Source organism: Winogradskyella sp. SM1960, from assembly GCF_020179375.1.
In the GTDB taxonomy this organism is placed as follows: Bacteria; Bacteroidota; Bacteroidia; order Flavobacteriales; family Flavobacteriaceae; genus Winogradskyella; species Winogradskyella marina.
In genome coordinates, this window is sequence record NZ_JAICBG010000003.1 from 369,772 (window position 1) to 387,205 (window position 17,434).

The following is a 17,434-nucleotide window of genomic DNA, read 5'->3' on the forward strand; positions in this document are numbered from 1 at the left end:
AAGCCTATTCGTTTTAAAGAATAGGCTTTTTAATTTTTATGTGTACTAGGGCTTATTCAGCTGTATCACTAACTATAATAAACTCTGAACGTCTGTTTTCTGCATGCTGTTCTTTAGTACAACCTGAACTACAATTTACTTTAGGCTCAGTTTCTCCTTTACCTTCTCCAGAAATACGAGATTCATCGATACCTTTAGAAATTATATACTGAACGGTAGTTTTTGCTCTACGATCAGAAAGTGCTGCATTGTACGAATCTGATCCTCTGTTATCTGTATGAGAGGTAGCATTTATAACCATGTCTGGATATTTCGTCATGATTTGAACTAATTTATCTAATTCAAAAGCTGCTTGAGCAGTAATGTTTGATTCATCAAATTCGAAGAAGATTGGTGCTAAATCAATACTTTCAGGAAGAATTAATTTTTCGATTGGATCTAATGAAATTTGAACATTATTTTCTTCCTCGTTAGAACCTGCGACTTGTACTTTCTTGCTATCAAAACCGTCCATTACAACTTCAAGTTCAGAATCCTCGTCACATTCTACCATAAACTCTGCAACACCGTCTTCATTTGTTGTTTTTGAAACAACTTTATTTCCTTCTGCATCAAATAACGAAACAGTTGCACCACTAAGAGGCTCACGTGTTGTGTCATCTAAAACAGTTGCGATGGTTAATACATCACAAAGCGGTTGTAGCTTTTTAAATTCATACACATCATCACTACCTTTTCCACCGGCTCTATTGGATGAAACAAATCCTTCATCATTTTCTTCATCAATAATAAAGGCAAAGTCATCTGCATTACTGTTTATAGGAATACCAACATTTCTAATAGGTGCCATTTTACCATCAATTTCTTTGGTGTAAAAGACGTCTAATCCACCAAGACCTAAATGACCAGTAGATGAAAAATATAGTGTGTTATTACTACTAATATATGGGAACATTTCTTGACCTTCGGTATTTACTTTCTGGCCTAAGTTCACAGGATCACCAATGGTACCGTCAGCGTTTATTTCAGCTTTGTAAATATCAAACTCTCCAAAACCACCTGGCATATTTGATGCGAAGTATAACGTTTTTCCATCTGCACTTACTGATGGGTTTTTAACCGAATAGTTTTCGCTATTTATGGCTAAACTTTCTACCATATCCCAGTCATCACCTAACTTAGTTGCTTTAAAAAGATATAATTGACTAATTTTTGCACTAGAGGTAGAGTCCTTTTCAAAATCTTTTTCGTAATAACTCTCTCTTGAAAAATACATGGTTTTATTATCTGGTGTGAAGGAAACTAAACCTTCGTGATATCTTGTATTTATGGTGTTGTTAGCTAATTCTGCTTCTTGAAAGGTCCCATCAGTATTTTTTGAAATCGTATAGATATCTAAAAAAGGTTGGTCGTTCCATCCGTAGGTCTTACGGCTGTCATTTCTACCAGAAGTTATATATAGCTTACCATCATTCATTGTACCACCAAAATCAGATTGCTCAGAATTGAACTCAGCATTTTGTACGTTAAACTTTTTACCTTGTTCTAATATTTTAGGAAGATAATCAGGGTTTTTTCTATAAGCCGTAGCTCTATCATCTGAAGGGCGCAATGTCGCAAATCTGTCCATTTGTTGGTTAGATTCGTCATATTTACCATTGGCTTTAAGCATTTGCGAGTACCTGTAAACCATTTCTGGGTTATCTGAAGTTTCTAATGCTTTAGCATACCAACGTTCAGCTGCTTCTGTATTAAAAATGTTATAATAACTTTCTGCAAGTTGACCGTAAACATAAGCATCTGCTTTACCATTTTCTACGAGCTTATTGTAGCTTTCTGCGGCTTTTACAAATTCGTAGCGGGCAAATTGTTTATCTGCTTTTTTGGTGTCTTTGTTTTGAGCAGTTAGGCAAAAACCACTCATCAACGTAAGTAATAATATTGTATTAAAGTTTTTCATAATTGTTTTTAGCTTAACTGATTAAAAGTATCTAGGTGAACGGGAAATTCGTTTCGGGAAATTAAGATCAAATAATAACATGATCTCGTGTGATGCTGGCGCGTATGCTTTAATATCTGAAGTGATAGCATCATAGGCATAACCAATCCTTATTGAAGGCGTTACAGCAAAATTAACTAAACCAGAAAAAGAATCATCTAATCGATATGAAGCTCCTATTTCAAATTTCTTATAGAATCTTGCATTTAAATTGACATCAAAAGATGTTGGCGCATCAAATGCAGACTTTACCATCACAGATGGTTTTAGCTCTGTATTTGGTGAAAGATCGAACACATAACCACCAGTTAAGAAATAGTGCTGTGTTTCAGATCCTATTTTATTCCCATCAGCATCTAAATGAACTGATGATAACAAGTTAGGTGCAGATAAGGATAGGTAATATTTATCTGTATAATAAAAGAATCCTGCTCCGATATTAGGAGTTGTTGTATTGATGTCTTGCGCAAAAAATGGATCTGTGTTATCCACTACAGCTACTCCAGAATTTAAGCCAATATCATGAAATGTAGCACCTGTTTTTACACCAAAAGCTAATCTGTGTTCACCACCTAACTGTAAGGTATAGGAAAGATCTACATAAGCATTAGTTTCTTTAACCGGTCCAATATGGTCTGAAATAAGAGATAATCCTAATCCAAGGTTACTTCCAATCGGTGCATGGCCGAATAGTGTTCCTGTTTCTGGTCCACCATCAATTTTTGTCCATTGATTTCTGTATAATAGACCAAAAGATAAATTTTCTCTTGAGCCTGCATAAGCAGGATTAACTAAATTCATATTATACATGTACTGTGTGTACTGCGGGTCTTGTTGCCCATGCATTTGAAATGCTAATAGCAAAACAGCTATAATAGAGAGTTTTTTCATTATAATAAGTTGATTTTTTTGTTTGATTATCTGTTAATATATACCCAAGCACTTTTTGTTTTGGTGCCACCTTCGTATTCAACTGTATAGAAATAGGTTCCTACTGGTAACTCTTCACCATCGTTGGATTGTCCTACCCATTCATCTGTGTAATTATTTTTTGAATAAACTAATGTTCCATATCTATTAAATATTTCAAGTTTAGTAACATCAAAACTTTTTAAGTCAAATGTATCATTCTGACCTGGTGAAACACCTGGAGAAATACCTTCTGGGAAAATACAAGACTCAGCTTCTTCAACGTCAATTGAAATAGGTGCACTAGAACACCCACTTTCATTAAATGTAATTGTTGCTGTATACTCACCTGCAAAAAGTACAGTACTTAAGGTGGTTCCACTTCCATCTATTGGATCACCATCTAAAGACCAGCTTATAGAAACGTCTGATTCCGTAAAGTTAGAAGGCGTAATACCAATTGTAATTGGCACCGTTGCTGATGGACATACGATATAGTTATATTGATCATCAAATTCAGCCAATGGTACTATATTCACTTCTAATGCAAAAGAAGTGGTCTGGTAACAGCCAGTATCTGGATCTTCTGCTCTTACATAAATAGTTTCTCCACTACTCGTATAAGGACTAGACAAAGCACCAGATGCGGCTTCCGCATTGTCTAATGACGTATAATAAGAAATAATCATACCCTCGTCATTAGTAACCTCACTATTTATAGAAACTAAATCAAATTCTGTTTCACCGTCTACCACACCATCTAAATCATCACATACAATTAAGTCTTCTGGTTGATTGATTTCTGGTCTAGGGTTAACGATTAACTCTACTTCAGATATTTCTCTACATCCTAAATACTCTGGGTCTTCAGCAGCATTTTCATCTTCTATTCTAATGATTAATGTTTCTCCACTTGAATCATATTGAGAAGCTACAGGGTTTATGGCTTGAGATGCATCAGCTTCATTCAAATGATAGGTAACTTTAAAGCCTTCTAGTCCAAGTGACGCAGTAAACGCATCTAAATCAAATGTTTCTGTTCCGTCTGCTTCAGGTCCATCACATGCTGTAAGTGTCTGTGGTTCTAATGGCTCTGGATCCTCATATAAATTCACAATTACGATTTGAGATAAAGCAGTAGCACCACACTGATTATCAGTAGCTAGAACTTGGTAGTTGGTTGCTCCCAGTCCAAATCCTTCGGGTGTTACTGTTAGTGAGCTAGAGTTTTCATTAGGAATTAGAAAACCGTCTTCATACCACTCATATTCATCAGCAAATGGTGAGCTTGTCGTAATAGTCACAGAATCGAAACCACAAACTGATACTTCATCGATTTCAGTTGGATCATTATCTGGGTCTATAAGTACTTCTTCACTAACAATCTCAGCAGTGATTTCAGCTTCAATAGTTCCATCATCTGGGCTACCTCCATTAGTTTGCTCTATTGTAATTGTACCTGGTTGGTTTCCAAAATTGGAAACAAGTAAGATGTAGACTTCACCTTCTAAGGCGTTGTCTATTGTAAGTGTTTCTACAGAGGCTATTGACCAACTACAATCGGCAATGTTTCCATAAGGATAAAATTCTGGTGTGTAAGGAAGTCCAGGACAATTACTTGGTTCTGGACACCCTAAATCTAAATTGTTACAAGACTCTTCAACAGACTCAAAAGGACCCCAAAGTGCATAATCAACATCCAAACCGTCACCATCATCATCTACTTGAGATATTGTGATTTCAATTTGCCCAGGATTACCAATTTGAATGGTGTTCCACGTTGGGTTTTGAGCTGAAGTTAAACATGCTATTGGTCCTTCAGAAGGAATGCCAAAAACACTAGCTGCTTCTAAAGCTCCTCCGTCCGAACAGAAATTTTCAGCATTTTCACATACGGTATTGGTAGGTGCAGGTCGTATACAAAGGTCAAATGTAGCCGTTTCTAATTGACTACCTCCACTAAATACTCTTACATAATAGGTTGAACCTACAGTTAAAGAAGGTGTTATACTTGCTTCGTTGTCTGAACAATATAATTCAGTTAAAGATCCACAAGCTCCTTCGTAAACGGCGTGGTCTATATTGGCACCACCAGTAACGTTCAGTATTGAAATGAGTTGAACGTCACTTAATGCTGTGAACTCAAACCAAACATCATCATTTGGTGTCCCTGTACAAGAACTGTCTGGTACATTAGAAGGTGTTGCAGCTAAAATCGTACCTGAAGTTACTTCATCACAACCACCAAACTCATTAACTACTGCAGTAATTGCCCCTTCACATTCATCATTACTTGGAGGACAAGCTAAAACTTCGAAAGTACTACTGCTAACAACACAATTATTATCTTGTTCATTAGTAACAAATACCTTAACAGCAGTTCCAAAAGCAAAAGGACCCGCTTGATAAGTACCAACTTCTGATACTTGTTCAGTCTCACTATTAAAATCATTTGAAATTTGTATAGTGTCAGCATCTCCTAAACTTGTGATATCAACATCTATAAAAAATTGGTCATTTTCGCAGTCTGGTGAAGTTGCAAAGCTAGCTTCAGGCAGTGTACACATTAATTCTTGCACGTTAACTGTAAAGTCCATAGTTATACCCCAAGACCCATTATAACATGGCTCAGGATCAGCAAAATCGGTTCCTACAATACGCATTCTATGTTCCCCAATAGGTGCCGTTAATGGCATTAGAAAAGAGGTGTCAAACATATGAAAACCATCGGCAAAATTTCCACCAGCAGATTCACCTTGAAAAACGAGTTCTGTATCATCAAAAACTAAATCGTCATTAAAATCAATCCAAATAGCAGTGTTATAAGTTATGGTATGTCCAAATTCTATTAAAACATTAGTATTTAGACCTTGAAAAACATTAACAACAGTTGATGTGTTATTTTCATAGTTTATATCACCAGGACTTGGAAAGTCAGTAAAGCCAACTGTAACATTATTTACGCCATTGCCATCGTTTGATGATGGTATAGACTCACAATATCCAGTAAAGAACTGGAATGGTCCGTTAAAAGAACTTTCATCTCCAGGACTACAAATAGCTTGTACATAATACTCATAACTCGTGTCTGCTGTTAAATCAGATAAGATATATGGGTTAGTATCAATGTCAGTTAAAACTATTCCGTCTCCTAGTGTAAAACCAGCTTCACCATATTGTATATTCCAAGACGTTGCTGTGCCACTTTCTGTCCAGCTTAATTCAGTAGAAGTTACACTTAGGTTAGTCGCAGTTAAATCTGTTGGTTCAGGACAGGTTGGAATACCTCGTACTCTAAAGTTATCAACAAATATGTCGTTATCGGCACTATCATCTACAGTACCACTAGTTGCATAAAATGCAAATTGCACTATCTGACCACTGTATGCTGTTAAATCTATCACAGGATGATCTCCATTAGGAGCTGTAACGGATGTGTTATCATAAGTTATTAGAGAAGACCATGTTGTGCCATTATCAGTAGATATTAAGAATTCTACTACATCATCAGAACCTAAAGTTCCTGCAGCAGTACTTCCCCATGTTGTAATACCAAAATCAAACTCTACTTGAAAAGGACCACCTGTTAAATCAAATTGCGGTGTTAAAATCCAATCGTTAAATGGATCACCGAAGAATGGTGCGTAAATATTAATTTTATATGCTCCTGTACTTCCATCATTAAGAAATCCATCAACAGTCCATGAACTAAGTCCTAAATCTGTAGGACCAGTTGTTAAGTCACCATTATCGGCTTCATCCCAACATTCAGGTGGAACCGTAGCGGTAACATTAGCGAAGTTTTCAATATAATCTGGAGTAAAGACATCACATAAGGTTGTAAAGCTAATTGGACCTGTAAAGACACTTGACTCGCCACCACAGTCTGATTGTACATAAAAATCGTATGAGGCGACTGGGTCCAAGCCAGTAGCTATATAAGGGTTAGAAACGTTTGTATCTGTAGGTGTACCTGTTGGTGTTTCTCCAGATTCTACTATTTCTACATTCCAAATCGTAGAAGTTCCTGCTTCTGTCCATGATAACTCCGCTCCTTCAGAAGTTATATTTGTTACGGCTAAATCATTTGGTTCTGGACAGCTTGGTACTGCTCTTACTTGAAAATTATCTACAAACACATCGTTATCTCCACCTGAAGTAGTACCACCTGTTGCATAAAATGCAAATTGAACTATATCACCACTATAAGCAGATAAATTCACAACAGGATGCGCACCATTTGCTGGTAACACTGATGAGGAATCATAAGATAATAATGATGTCCATGTAGCTCCATTATCATTAGATATTAAGAACGCTACGAGGTCGTCTGAACCTAGAGTCCCTGGATTATCATTACCCCATTGTGTAATCCCAAAATCAAATTCTACTTGAAAAGGATCACCTGTTAAATCAAATTGTGGTGTTAAAAGCCAATCGTTTAAAAATGTACCAAATACGTTTATTTTATATGCACCTGTCGTACCGTCATTGAGAAAACCATCAACAGTCCATGAACTAAGTCCTAAATCTGTAGGGCCAGTGGTTAGATCACCATTATCGGCTTCATCCCAACATTCAGGCGGAACAGTATCCGTAAGGTCTGTAAAGTCTTCTAGATAATCTGGAATAATGACATCACATAATGTCATAAAGGTAAATGGCCCTGACCATGCGCTTAGTTCGCTACCACAGTTAGCTTGAACATAATAATCGTAACTTGTTAAAGCATCTAAACCACTTACTGTATATGGATTTGTAACATCACTTTCCGTTGGTGTGCCTGTTGGCTCTGTACCAGAAGGTACAACTTCAATATTCCATTGCGATACAGCTCCGACTTGAGTCCAACTAAGTTCTGCAGAATCTGCTCCAATTCCATTAGTTGTTAATGCATTAGGAGGAATACAGTTTGGTGCTGCTGTAACATTTATAGTAAAGTCCATTGTAACTCCCCAAGCACCGCTGTAACACGGGTCTGGTGACGTTGCTGTTTGAGCTAAATCTGCAGTACCAATTCTCATATTATAAACACCTAAAGGAACATCTGGCATTAAAAATGAAGCGTTAAACACTGTTGGATTCGCTGCTTCACTTGTACCTTGAAAAACTATTTCTGTTTCGTTGTCATATACTAAGTCATTGTTAAAGTCTATCCAAACATTTGTGTTATATGTTGGTCCTGTAGTAAAAGTAATTTGTAAATTAGAATTAACCAGAGCAGCTAAATCTACAGTCGGTGAAGTAAAATCTTCATAAGTTATTTCATCTCCCCCCGAAGTAAACGTCTCAGTACCTAAGATAACTTGACCTATACCATCACCATCAGTTGAAGATGGTATTGATTCACAAAGACCTGTATAAAACGTAAATGGACCAGCCCATTCGCTTAATCCATCGTCAGTGCCACAATCTGCTTGATAATATACATAATACTCTGTGTTCGGAGTTAAACCTGCTAAGGAAGTTTCAGCAGTACCTGCGACAACGGCTGAAGCTTCTTCTTCACCATTGCCAGGTGTGAAATCTGAGCCACTGTTATATTCAACATTCCAATTAGTTTCAGAAAAGCCTGCTGTCCATTCTAAATCTACTTCAGTAGTTGTTAACGTTGTCGTCATCATGCTTGAAGGTGTAATACATGTTGGACTTTCAAAAAGTGTTACAACAATATTAGACCAATCGGCATCCGACCCATCGTACTCTTGATTAGGGGTGATTTCTAGAAAACCATCTGTTGTTGGATCGTATCCAGCAGGTAACTCACCTTCAAAGGTAAGTGTTGTGTCATTACTATTGAAGCCTCCACCAGTACTTGGCTCCTCTAAAAACACATCTCCAGCGGATGTAGACACTGTAAGTTGTGCCTCATTATTGAATGGAAATCCATCTCCTTCAGTCCAATCAGCTGATACTGTAAATGACAAGTATGATCCAGAAGAGGATGCTGGAACTCCAGCTGTGTTCGCTATATCATTTATGTTAATAGGAATATTTTCCCCAGAAACGACTGATGTTGGTCCTTGAATTACGGGAAATTCATATTGAGCGCTAGCAGAAATACAAAATCCTAGCATGATTAAGAATAGAGTAATTTTTTTCATTATTAATCGGTTTGTTAAATTGTTTATTTTGTTTATAATCCTTTGATTATAAAGTGATTTGTTAGTTTTTGAGAAAATTTTTGATGTGTTTCGCAAAGCTACCGCTGGTTTAGACGATTTCACAATGCAAACCCGAATATATAAAAAATGACTATTAACATGTTGTTAACACTGGTAAAATAGATTAACTACAGTATTAATCGATAAATGGTTTGGATATTTCTTAAGAAGATTTTAATTGAATAAAAACAGGAAAATGATCACTATAGCCTCCTTTATATTTTAGGCCTACGTATGTGCGAAATGGTTGTCCTTTATATTTGCTTTTATATTGCTCCAGAAATTTGCTTTTAAATACTTGAGCATCACTAAAACTTAAATTTGAATTATTGGTGTCAAAAAAATTAGTGGAGAATAATATTTGATCGAAGAGATTCCATTGAAAATTATAGCTTAAACTGCCATTGTCACGAGACCAAACTGTTTTAAAAGGGTTATAAAGACTACTTTCTTTTTCGAGAATTTCTAAACTTTTACAATTGGGATTGTCATTAAAATCTCCCATTACAATAATTTTCGTTTCTGGGTTTTCACTTTTTAGATTTTTAATAATAGAGTTAACCACGTTTGCTGCTGCGATACGCTTAACCTCAGATTCCTTTACTCCTTCTCTTCGCGAGGGCCAATGATTCACAATAATATGTACTTGTTCGTTGTGTAATTCACCCTGCACTAAAAGTATATCTCTCGTATAATCTCGTTGTCCACGTTCATTTTGAAGATATACAGAAAAAGTTTCAGAATAGTGTACGCTAAAAAAATCGGTTTTATAGAGTAAGGCGACATCGATTCCGCGTTCATCTAAAGAATTATAATGCACATAATCGTAGTTTTCGTCTTTTAAATTTTTACTATGTATTAAGTCTGAAAGTACTTTTTGATTTTCAACTTCAGCCAAACCAACTAAAACAGGTGCAACCTCAGTGTCATCTTTACCAATCTTAGAAATGGCTGTTCCTAACTTCATTAATTTATTTTGATAACGTTTAATAGTCCATCGTTTTGCAGAAGTTGGTAAAAAATCGTCATCATTTGTTAATGGATCGTTTTCTATGTCAAATAAATTTTCGATATTATAAAATGCAATGGAGTAATAGTCTAAAGTTTTTTTCATAGGATTAAATATAGGTTTTTAAAATATTATTAGGACGAATCCATTTGCTTAACTTTGTACTTTAATGAATTTATGATAGAGAAAAAAGATATAGAATTAGAAAAAGCAGTACTCATTGGTGTTATAACACAAGATCAAGATGAAGAAAAATCCAAGGAGTACTTAGACGAATTAGAGTTTTTAACCTTTACTGCAGGTGGTGAGGTGATAAAACGCTACACTCAAAAAATGACTATGCCAAATCCAAAAACCTTTATAGGAACTGGAAAAATGCAAGAAGTCACCAATTTTGTAAAAGAAAATGATATTGGTACTGTGATTTTTGATGATGAGTTATCACCTGCCCAAGAACGAAATATTAGCAAAATTCTAGATTGTAAAATTCTCGATAGAACTAACCTTATCCTAGATATTTTTGCTCAGCGTGCACAAACTAGTTATGCCAGAACACAAGTAGAATTGGCACAATGTGAATACTTATTACCTCGACTAAAAGGCATGTGGACACACCTTGAACGTCAAAAAGGTGGTATTGGAATGCGTGGACCTGGTGAAACAGAAATTGAAACGGATAGACGTATTGTTCGAGATAAGATAGCCTTACTAAAAGCTAAAATAAAAACCATAGATAAACAACAAGCTGTACAACGCGGTAATCGCGGTAAAATGGTACGAGTAGCCTTAGTTGGTTATACCAATGTTGGAAAATCCACGTTAATGAATGTGATTAGTAAAAGTGAGGTGTTTGCAGAAAATAAATTATTCGCAACCTTAGATACTACAGTTCGAAAAGTGGTTATTGGCAACTTACCGTTTTTAATGAGTGATACGGTTGGGTTTATTAGAAAATTACCAACACAATTGGTAGAATCTTTTAAGAGTACTTTAGATGAAGTTAGAGAAGCCGATTTGTTGCTTCATGTCGTAGATATTTCTCATACTAATTTTGAAGAACACATTGATTCTGTAAATCAGATTTTAGACGAAATTGACAGTAAGGGGAAACCAACTATCATGGTTTTTAATAAGATTGATGCTTATGAAGCAGAACCTTTTGATGAGGACGATTTGGTAGAAGAACGGACTAAAGCCAATTATACCATTGAAGAATGGAAAAAAACGTGGATGTCTAGATTAGATGGAAATGCGTTGTTCATTTCGGCATTAAATAAAGAGAACATGGACGAATTTAGAAAACGAGTTTATGAGGAAGTGAGAGAAATCCATGTAACGCGTTTTCCATACAATCATTTTCTATATCCAGACGTTGAAGATATAGAATAAATAAAAGACATTAGACCGCTTTGCTTTTAGACTTGATTCTAATTCGCTGACAAGAATTTGTATTTGACTTGAATAATAATTTTTGACAACGATTGAATTCATTTTTATATAATAATGAACGACTTTATTGAAAATAGTCTTACCAAACTAAATAGCTTTTTCGTCGTACACTTTTAATAAAATAACGTTATAGCCCAAAAATGAATCCTTATCTCATTAGTATTAAATCGCGATTGAAAACATTATGGCAAAATAAATGGGTGAGAGGCTTACTTATTTTATTCGTTGTAGCGGTATTGTTTTTAATAGGACTTTATATCAGTATATATCTCGGTGTATTCGGAAAACTACCAACGTCGGAAGCTATTAGTTCTATTAAACAAGAACAAGCCACACAACTTTTAGATAAGGACGAAAAATTAATAGGCAAATATTATATCTACGACAGGCAACCTGTAACGTTTGAAGATTTACCTAAACATCTTATTGAAGCTTTAGTTGCTACTGAAGATTCCCGATTTTATGAGCACGATGGTATAGACAACATCAGCTTAATGCGTGTGTTTGTTAAAAACCTAATTCTTCAAGATAAATCTGCAGGAGGTGGAAGCACTATAACACTTCAACTCGCAAAAAATCTTTATGGTAGAAAGAACTACGCACTTTTTAGCATGCTTATTAATAAATTTAAAGAATCTATTGTTGCCAAGCGAATAGAGTCAGTGTATTCTAAAGACGAAATTTTAATGCTATACCTTAATACAGTTCCATTTTCTGACAATACGTATGGAATAGAAAGTGCATCGCTTAAATTTTTCAATAAATCTGTAAAAGATATTTCAATTGTTGAAGCCGCAACTTTAGTTGGAACATTAAAAGCCAATACGTATTTCAACCCAAGAGTACATGGAACACGTAGTAGAGATAGAAGGAATGTGGTCTTAAGTCAAATGGTGAATTACGGATACCTTGCTAAAGACTCATTAGCGTATTATTCAGATCAAGAATTACAATTAGATTATAGATCCTTTAATCACGATTTAGGGATAGCACCTTATTTTAGAGCTGCAGTAAAAAAACAACTCAGTTCTATTCTAGACACTTTAAAAACACCTGAAGGAGAAAAATATGACCTGTATAAAGATGGTTTAATTGTTCATACAACCCTAGATTATAAAATGCAACAGATAGCAGAAGACGCCATGAAAGACCACATGAGCAAGCTTCAAGCTAATTTTGAAACATCTTATGGTAAGCATTCGCCTTGGGAAACCAATTCTAAATTGCTTAAGAGTGCTATTGCTAAATTAGCCCAAGTAAAAACCTATAAGGAGAACGGGTTAACTGAAACTCAAATTAAAGATTCATTAAATGTGAAACGTCCAACGGATGTGTTTAGTTGGAAAGGCGATACCATTAAAAATCTATCTACCATAGATAGCTTAAAGCATTATCTTAAATTTTTAAATACCGGAATGTTATCTGTTGAGCCAACTACTGGAGCCGTAAGAACTTATGTCGGAGGTATTGATTATCGCTATTTTAAATACGATCATATTTCGCAAAGTGAGCGGCAAGTAGGTTCTACCTTTAAACCTTTTGTTTATACTGCTGCCATTGATAATGATTTAAGTCCATGTTCTTATTTCTCGTTAAATAAAGTAACCTATACAGACTATGACGATTGGACACCAACCAATTCTGGAAGTGATGACGAAGACCCTTATATTAATTACACTTTAGAAAATGCGTTAAGCAACTCTGTTAATACTATTTCTGTGAAGGTTTTAGAGGAGGTAGGAATACCAAAAGTGTTGGAGCAGGTTGAAAAAATGGGAATTTCTAAAGCACTACCTAACGAGCCATCGTTAGCCTTAGGTGTTGCAGAAATTAGTTTGAAAGACTTAACAGGTGCTTATGCTAGTTATCTTAATAAAGGCAAATCTGTAACTCCATATTATATCACAAAAATTGAAGATAAATTTGGAAATGTTATAGCCACTTTTGAACCTGAAATTTCAGAGAAAGAAGCGTATAGTGAATTTACAAGACAAGTCCTTTTAGAAATGATGAAATCTACAGTAAATAAAGGTACTGCATCACGATTGAGGAATACCTATGGTTTAAAAAATGACATTGCCGGAAAAACAGGAACGACACAAGATAATAAAGATGGTTGGTTTGTTGGCTTAACACCAAACTTAGTAACTATAACTTGGGTAGGAAACGACAATCACAGTATAGGATTTAAATCTACAGGAATGGGTCAAGGTGCTAATTCAGCCTTACCTATTTTTGCTAAATTTTATCAGAAGCTAAATAGCGATAATGACTTTAAGTCTATTACAAGTGCGCAATTTGAAACACCTTCAGAACAGGTTTTAACCGCCTTAGATTGCGAACCCACAAAACGCGATGGTTTTATTAAACGCCTGTTTAAGAAAAAGAACAAAAAGAAAAGTTTTAATTAAGTTCTTATTGAACATAAAAAAAACCTGTCTAAATTTTAATCTAGACAGGTTTTCTGTTTTATACTTGGCTGTTATTAAAACTTGTAGCTTAAACCAAGTGTATAATAAGATTGTAAGTTGTTATCGGCATCAGCTAAGTCTACACCTTGAGCATTTGCAGCTTCTTGTTGGTTGCTTCTTAAACCAAAATCAAAACCAACACCAATCATTTTCCACAATGTATAACCGAAAGAGTTCGTCCAAGTCCAGTTAGATAATTCGCTTGAGTCGTAGCTTTGGAATGTAGAAAAATTGGTTTTAAAGTTAATAGCTCCAATTTGTCTTGTATAGTCTGCTACAATTTTAGCACCAGCAGAAGATTCAAATGCTGCATCATTATCTGCAAATACAAAGTTGTAGTTTAATGGGTGAATTACGACAACTAAATTTTCAACAGGAGTCCATGTAGCACCAATACCAAGATCTAAGAATCCAGGATCATTAAAGTTGTTTAAAAGTGTCGTTCTGTAATCTGCTAAACCAGATATTGCCCAAGTTTTACTAATGTTTCTACCATAAAGAGAAGAGATATTAAAAACATCTGTTCCTTCTTGAAAACTATCATCATCTGTTGGGTCGTTTTTGTCATCAAATTTTACCCAGCTTAGGTTTGTAAATAAAGAATTTCTCCAGAAATATTTATCTTCAATTTTATTAGCATAAGCATTAAAAGTAATTCCAAGGTTTCCAGAAGAAAGATCTGGTGTTCCTTGACCATACCAATCGTTAAATTTAGACAAGTTACCACCAATAGTACCAAAAGCACCTACTCTCCAACCTGGCAACGCATCAATCTGTGCTTGTAAGGCATCTGCTTCTGCTTGAAACTTATCTGCTTCTGCTTGTTTTTCAGCTTTTTGAGCTTGTAATTCTTCTTTTGTTTGAGAAAAACCAAAGGTTATAGCAAATAAAAAGAATGCTGAAAAAAGTAATTTCTTGTTCATAATGTGTTAATGTTTAGTAATTTAAATTTGATTTAATTTGCAAATATACGTGTTTATATAATTTTGATGAAAACTTTGATTGTTTATCACCACTGTAGTTTAGACCAAAAAATTACCAAAAAGTCACATTTTTTTTTGAATTATTTTCTTTTGAAAAGAGGCACTGAAGAACACGCCTCACCAAACATAATAGATTTTGCTATGGGTTTTAATTTTTGAGACAGTAATACTAAGGCATTTGAGGGTACAGGTTTATGAGAACACCCTTTTATAATTACAGGTAAACCTTCATACTGTTTAACCTCTAAATTCGAAATAATTTCAGTAAATAAAATAGATTCCAATTCTTCTAATGAACCAATCACAGTCAATTTAGCATAAGCTTGCAACTCAATTGAAATAAGCATATAAGCCCAATCTGGTACAATAGCATCGGTTGAACAATGTAAGGCTACATAGCAATCTTGATATTGCGACCAATTTTGTTCAGAAACAAAAGCTCTAAAGTCTTTTTCTCGTAGTACAAACCCTTCAAGTAACCAATCTTTTATATCAAAGAGAACACGTTCGCCTATTGGGTAATAGTCCTCTAAATCTATAACTTTTAGCTTGCTGTTTGCAACTCTATTTATAATCTCATCTGCCATAATACAAAGATAATTGTTTATTGATAGCCTTCAGCTTGTAAGGTGAACAATTCAGAATATAAACCTTGCTTTGCCACAAGTTCTTCATGTGTTCCAATTTCTAAAACCTTTCCATGTTCTAAAACTAAAATTCTATTTGCTTGGCGAACTGTACTAAATCTGTGCGAAATTATAATACTCGTTTTTCCTTCGGTGAGTCCAATAAACCGACCAAAAACTTCACTTTCTGCTCGTGCATCTAATGCTGAGGTTGGTTCGTCTAAAATCATAACTTCGGCACTTTTCATATATGCTCTGGCCAAAGCCACTTTTTGCCATTGTCCACCAGATAATTCTTGGCCATTAGAAAAACGCTTTCCTAATTGCTGATTGTATCCATGTTTTAGTTCTGACACCACTTCGTTAGCCAAACTTAATTCTGCCGCGTTTACAATTTTACCTTGGTTATTTAATTCGTCAATATTTCCAATGGCGATATTCTCTTTAACGGTAAATTCATACCTAAAGAAATCCTGAAAAATAACTCCAAAATATTCTTGATACTCTGCAATATTAAAACGATTAATATTGGTGCCATCTAATAATATTTCACCAGAAGTGGGTTCGTAAAAACGCAATAATAATTTTATTAACGTGGTTTTTCCAGCACCATTTTGTCCAACAAAGGCTAATTTTTCTCCTGCTTTTAGGTTGAACGTGATGCCTTTTAAAATTTCAACTTCCGAATTAGGATACGCAAACCGAACATCCTTAAACTCAAACCCTGTTTTAATTTGTTTAGGAAGCGGCATATCTTCTTTCACTTTTGAAACAATTGAAATGTCTATAAAATCGAAATAATCTTTTAAGTATAGAGCACTTTCAGAAATCCGTGTAAATTTTGAAAAGAAATCTTGAAGGTTTCGCATTAAGCGATTAAACGATCCTGATAAAAACGTTAATTCACCAAGAGTAATGGCTCCGGAAAGCACACGATATATTATAAAAACATACGCTCCGTAATAACTTAAAGACCCTAAAACATTAAACAAAAAGCCTAGGGCAGACCGTTTAATAGAAAGGGTTTTATTGAGTTGATAATATTCTTCGGACAGATTTTTAAAGCGATCTACAACAAAATCGGTTAAGCCAAAAAGCTTAATTTCTTTTGCGGTTTTATCATTAGCTCCTATAAATCTTAAATAATCTAATTCGCGTCGTTCTGAGGTCCAGCTTCGTGCTAAAGAATATTGACGTTGACTAAACCGGACTTCATTTATAAACGAAGGAATAATACTTAGTACCAACAGGATAATTAAATACGGTTCAAAATAAATTAAACCAGCCACAAGTGTTGCAATAGAAATAGCACTTTGCGCTTGCCCTAAAACATTAGACATTAGTGCAACACGGCCTGTGGTTTGTGTTCTCGCACGTTCTAGCTTATCATAAAACTCAGAATCTTCTAATAAACTAATATTAATCTGATTGGTTTTTTTAATGATAGTTACGGAAGTAGCAATATTATACTCATCGCCAAGTAGGCCATCAGTTAATGAAATGGCTCTACTGATTAAATCGGAAAGGATAATTAAACCAAACTCCATCGCCACATAGGTCCAGAGTGAGTTATAATCAGGAACATCTAACGAAATTTGTAAAATGATTTCATCAATAATGAGTTTTCCAACCCATAATATAACAACAGGAAGCAATGCGCCAATAAGTCTACAAAATGCAGATAATAGAAAGAGTCCTTTGTTTACTTTCCAGATTTCTTTAAAAAACCTCGGAATATAAACCAAGGCATTAAAAGACGATTTAATACTCGTTTTATTGTCGTCTTTTAAAGAAGTAGGTGTACGTCTTCGCATTTATTGGTTT

9 protein-coding genes are annotated in these 17,434 nt (G+C 35.0%); 2 read left to right on the plus strand and 7 right to left on the minus strand.

Going from position 1 to position 17,434, the window contains the following annotated elements; translation table 11 throughout:
* Window positions 1-52 precede the first annotated feature (52 nt).
* From K1X16_RS10470 to K1X16_RS10485, 4 genes are all read right to left on the minus strand, one after another.
* Window positions 53-1,960 (minus strand): OmpA family protein, encoded by a 1,908-nt coding sequence (locus K1X16_RS10470; RefSeq protein WP_225036100.1) that lies wholly within the window; start codon window positions 1,958-1,960, stop codon window positions 53-55.
* Window positions 1,961-1,981: 21 nt separating this feature from the next.
* Complete coding sequence (locus K1X16_RS10475) at window positions 1,982-2,890, minus strand: type IX secretion system membrane protein PorP/SprF (RefSeq protein ID WP_225036101.1); 909 nt, start codon at window positions 2,888-2,890, stop codon at window positions 1,982-1,984.
* A gap of 26 nt (window positions 2,891-2,916) precedes the next feature.
* Window positions 2,917-9,012 carry a fibronectin type III domain-containing protein gene (locus K1X16_RS10480; protein ID WP_225036102.1) on the minus strand — a complete coding sequence of 2,032 codons (6,096 nt, stop codon included), beginning with the start codon at window positions 9,010-9,012 and terminating at the stop codon, window positions 2,917-2,919.
* Window positions 9,013-9,235: 223 nt separating this feature from the next.
* The gene (locus K1X16_RS10485; protein WP_225036104.1) at window positions 9,236-10,186 is read right to left on the minus strand and encodes an endonuclease; all 951 of its coding nucleotides are present in this window, start codon (window positions 10,184-10,186) and stop codon (window positions 9,236-9,238) included.
* Between the two features lie 72 nt (window positions 10,187-10,258).
* Between K1X16_RS10485 and hflX the strand changes: the two genes are divergently transcribed.
* Complete coding sequence (gene hflX / locus K1X16_RS10490; RefSeq protein ID WP_195870478.1) at window positions 10,259-11,470, plus strand: GTPase HflX; 1,212 nt, start codon at window positions 10,259-10,261, stop codon at window positions 11,468-11,470.
* Window positions 11,471-11,670: 200 nt separating this feature from the next.
* The gene (locus K1X16_RS10495; protein WP_225036106.1) at window positions 11,671-13,941 is read left to right on the plus strand and encodes a transglycosylase domain-containing protein; all 2,271 of its coding nucleotides are present in this window, start codon (window positions 11,671-11,673) and stop codon (window positions 13,939-13,941) included.
* 74 nt (window positions 13,942-14,015) lie between these two features.
* Here the strand turns inward: K1X16_RS10495 and K1X16_RS10500 are convergent, their stop codons facing one another.
* The 3 genes from K1X16_RS10500 to K1X16_RS10510 all read right to left on the minus strand — a co-directional run bounded on the left by K1X16_RS10500 (window position 14,016) and on the right by K1X16_RS10510 (window position 17,424).
* Entirely contained in the window at window positions 14,016-14,924 is a 909-nt protein-coding gene (locus tag K1X16_RS10500) for a DUF3078 domain-containing protein (RefSeq protein ID WP_225036108.1), read from the minus strand.
* Between the two features lie 140 nt (window positions 14,925-15,064).
* Window positions 15,065-15,571: a DUF2480 family protein gene (locus tag K1X16_RS10505; RefSeq protein WP_195870481.1), complete on the minus strand. Its 507-nt coding sequence runs from the start codon at window positions 15,569-15,571 to the stop codon at window positions 15,065-15,067.
* A 17-nt stretch (window positions 15,572-15,588) separates the two neighbouring features.
* Window positions 15,589-17,424, minus strand: a complete 1,836-nt coding sequence (locus tag K1X16_RS10510; RefSeq protein WP_225036110.1) for an ABC transporter ATP-binding protein — start codon at window positions 17,422-17,424, stop codon at window positions 15,589-15,591.
* Window positions 17,425-17,434 lie beyond the last annotated feature (10 nt).

Bases quoted from the DNA above. Each gene is read 5' to 3' on its own strand.
- K1X16_RS10470 (WP_225036100.1), bottom strand. From the start codon at position 1,960: ATGAAAAACTTTAATACAATATTATTACTTACGTTGATGAGTGGTTTT.
- K1X16_RS10475 (WP_225036101.1), bottom strand. From the start codon at position 2,890: ATGAAAAAACTCTCTATTATAGCTGTTTTGCTATTAGCATTTCAAATG.
- K1X16_RS10480 (WP_225036102.1), bottom strand. From the start codon at position 9,012: ATGAAAAAAATTACTCTATTCTTAATCATGCTAGGATTTTGTATTTCT.
- K1X16_RS10485 (WP_225036104.1), bottom strand. From the start codon at position 10,186: ATGAAAAAAACTTTAGACTATTACTCCATTGCATTTTATAATATCGAA.
- hflX (WP_195870478.1), top strand. From the start codon at position 10,259: ATGATAGAGAAAAAAGATATAGAATTAGAAAAAGCAGTACTCATTGGT.
- K1X16_RS10495 (WP_225036106.1), top strand. From the start codon at position 11,671: ATGAATCCTTATCTCATTAGTATTAAATCGCGATTGAAAACATTATGG.
- K1X16_RS10500 (WP_225036108.1), bottom strand. From the start codon at position 14,924: ATGAACAAGAAATTACTTTTTTCAGCATTCTTTTTATTTGCTATAACC.
- K1X16_RS10505 (WP_195870481.1), bottom strand. From the start codon at position 15,571: ATGGCAGATGAGATTATAAATAGAGTTGCAAACAGCAAGCTAAAAGTT.
- K1X16_RS10510 (WP_225036110.1), bottom strand. From the start codon at position 17,424: ATGCGAAGACGTACACCTACTTCTTTAAAAGACGACAATAAAACGAGT.